The 2435-nt window shown below is 72.4% G+C and carries 4 protein-coding genes; 2 read left to right on the forward strand and 2 right to left on the reverse strand.

All coding sequences use genetic code 11. The features are described from left to right. Positions 1–519, reverse strand: a 519-nt coding sequence (locus SACHA_RS22905; RefSeq protein WP_019811963.1) for an enoyl-CoA hydratase/isomerase family protein, incomplete at its 3' end; no start/stop codon positions are given. A 48-nt stretch (positions 520–567) separates the two neighbouring features. Between SACHA_RS22905 and SACHA_RS0117790 the strand changes: the two genes are divergently transcribed. Continuing rightward, the gene (locus tag SACHA_RS0117790; protein WP_019811965.1) at positions 568–1002 is read left to right on the forward strand and encodes a GNAT family N-acetyltransferase; all 435 of its coding nucleotides are present in this window, start codon (positions 568–570) and stop codon (positions 1000–1002) included. Positions 1003–1037: 35 nt separating this feature from the next. Continuing rightward, positions 1038–1721, forward strand: a complete 684-nt coding sequence (locus SACHA_RS0117795; RefSeq protein ID WP_028663317.1) for a metal-dependent transcriptional regulator — start codon at positions 1038–1040, stop codon at positions 1719–1721. Positions 1722–1737: 16 nt separating this feature from the next. On the opposite strand, the gene SACHA_RS0117800 is transcribed toward SACHA_RS0117795, so the two are convergent. Beyond that, a partial coding sequence (locus SACHA_RS0117800; protein WP_019811969.1) for an SDR family NAD(P)-dependent oxidoreductase occupies positions 1738–2435 on the reverse strand: 698 nt, incomplete at its 5' end.

The raw sequence follows: 2435 nt of genomic DNA on the forward strand, positions 1-2435 counted from the left end.
GGCGGTGGCGGCGTCGACGCGCTCCCCGCGCAGCACGAGTTCCTTCGCCCGCAGCGGCCCCACCAGCAGCGGCAGCAGGCGGGACGCGGCGCCGGTGACGCTCAGGCCGAGCCCGACCTCGGGGAAGGCGAACACCGCGTCGTCGGCGGCGAGCACCAGATCACACCCGAGGGTGAACTCGGCGCCCGCGCCGACGGCGTAACCGTGCACCGACGCCACGACCGGTTGCGGAAGCGCGCGCAGCGTGCGGGTGACCTCCTGCAGGCGTTCCAGCCGCGCGCGGGGCTCCTGCTCCGGAGGCGGTTGTCGCAGGTCGTGTCCCGAGCAGAACGCGCGTCCGGCGCCGGTGAGCACGACGGCGCCGACGCCCTCGTCGGTCGCGATTCCGCGCAGCGCGGCGATCAGGTCGTCCACCAGTTCCGGGGTGACCGCGTTCAGCCGTGCGGGCCGGTTCAGTCGCACCACGGCGACCCGGTCGGCGACCGGGTCCACCTCGACGGTCGGTGTCTCGGACTCCATGCCGTGCAGCCTAGACGAACCGACCGATCGATCGATAGGGTCCGTTCCATGCCGGTACGGGACGCGGTGCGCGACGACATCGACGAGATCTGCTCCCTGATCGAGGAGCACGCTCGTTACGAGGGCAACGACGACCTGCGGCTCGACCGCGCGGAGATGGCCCGGCACCTGTTCGGCGCGGACCCGAAGGCGTGGGTGGTGATGGCCACCGACGACGGCGGCGGGGTGGCCGGGATGGCGTTCTGCTCCTGGAGCTTCTCGACGTGGGAGGCGCGGCCCGGGATCTGGCTGGACGACCTCTACGTCCGCCCGGAACACCGACGGCTCGGCCTGGGCAGGCAACTGCTCGACGAGCTGCGGGACCGCACGGACGGCCGGGTCGAGTGGGACATGCAGGAGGGCAACGACAAGGCCGCCGCGTTCTACGCGGGGCTGGGCGCACACCCCGTCCCCGGGTGGGTCCGGTACCGCTGGCGCGGGTGAGAACGCCGTTCCCTGCGGTACGTATCGTGGACGACATGGTGGATGGCTCGAACCGTCGGTCGGCCTCGATCGAGGATTACGTGCGGGCGATCTACGGCCTGGAGGAACGCGGTGAGGCCGTCACCAACACGTCCCTGGCCTCCCGGCTGGAGGTGAGCCCGTCCTCGGCGTCGGGCATGGTGACGAAGCTGGCCCAGCAGGGCCTCGTGGAACACGTGCCGTACCGGGGCATCGAACTCACCTCCGACGGCCGGGGACTCGCCCGGTCGGTCCTGCGCAGGCACCGGCTCATCGAGTCGTACCTGGTCTCCGAACTCGGCTACACCTGGGACGAGGTGCACGCCGAGGCCGACCGGCTCGAACACGTCGTCTCCGACCTGCTCGTGGCCCGCATCGCCGCCAAACTCGGTGACCCGGTACGCGACCCGCACGGCGACCCGATCCCCGCCGTCGACGGCAGTATCGAGGAGGTCTCCACCCGGCTGCTGGAGGATCTGCCCACCGGGACGGTCGGCGAGATCGTGCGGGTGTGGGACACCGACCCGGAACTGCTGCGCTACCTCGCCGACCGCGCGATCGGGATCGGTGAGCGCATCGAGGTGGTGGAGCATCAGCCGTTCGGCGGGTCGGTGATCGTCCGCGTGGGTCCCGCACCGGCGTCCGCCACGCACGCGCTGGGCCGCGAGATCGCCCGAGCCCTGTCCGTGGCGACCCGCTGATCCGCACGGCCGGGACTCAGTGCGGGGTGCCCGGGTTCCGGGCGGGGTGGGTGGACGTCACCCGCTCGCCGGAGCCGTCCGGTTCCGACGACTCCTGTTCCCACGACCGCTGTTTCGGGACCGACCGCCCCGTGCGGGCCGAGCCGGGGGCGGAGAAGAAGCTGAAGATCCATGTCAGTGTCCGGTCCGGCAGCCACCGTCCGGCCGCGAACAGGAGCCGGTTGTAGAACGGCCCGGTCACCACGGTGCCGCGGCCGGCGGTCAGCGCGGCGAACGCCTCCCGGGCCACGCGGGCCGGGTCGTCCTTGATCGTCGTCGCGCCGATCCGGGTGTCGGTCATGTGCGCACGGTCGAAGAACTCGGTGTCGGTCAGCCCCGGCAGCAGCGCCGTGACCGTGACCCCGGAGCCGCGCAGCTCGGCGCGCAACGCGAGGGAGAACGAGTACAGGAACGCCTTCGAGGCGTTGTAGGTGGCCTGGTACGGCCCCGGCAGCCGCGCCACGGTGGAGGAGGACACCAGCACACGCCCGCTGCCCCGCCGCACCATGTCGGGCACCAGACGCTTGGCGAGGTCGACCGTGCCGGTGACGTCGCACCCGACCACACGGAGCTGGTCCTCGCGGTCGGTGGCCGGGCCCGCGAACGCGCCGCCGACCCCGATGCCCGCGTTCAGGGCGAGCACGTCCACCGCCCGGTCCAACGCGGCCACCCGGT

Source organism: Saccharomonospora halophila 8 (assembly GCF_000383775.1).
Lineage (GTDB): Bacteria > Actinomycetota > Actinomycetes > Mycobacteriales > Pseudonocardiaceae > Saccharomonospora > Saccharomonospora halophila.

Bases quoted from the DNA above. Each gene is read 5' to 3' on its own strand.
- SACHA_RS0117790 (WP_019811965.1), top strand. From the start codon at position 568: ATGCCGGTACGGGACGCGGTGCGCGACGACATCGACGAGATCTGCTCC.
- SACHA_RS0117795 (WP_028663317.1), top strand. From the start codon at position 1,038: ATGGTGGATGGCTCGAACCGTCGGTCGGCCTCGATCGAGGATTACGTG.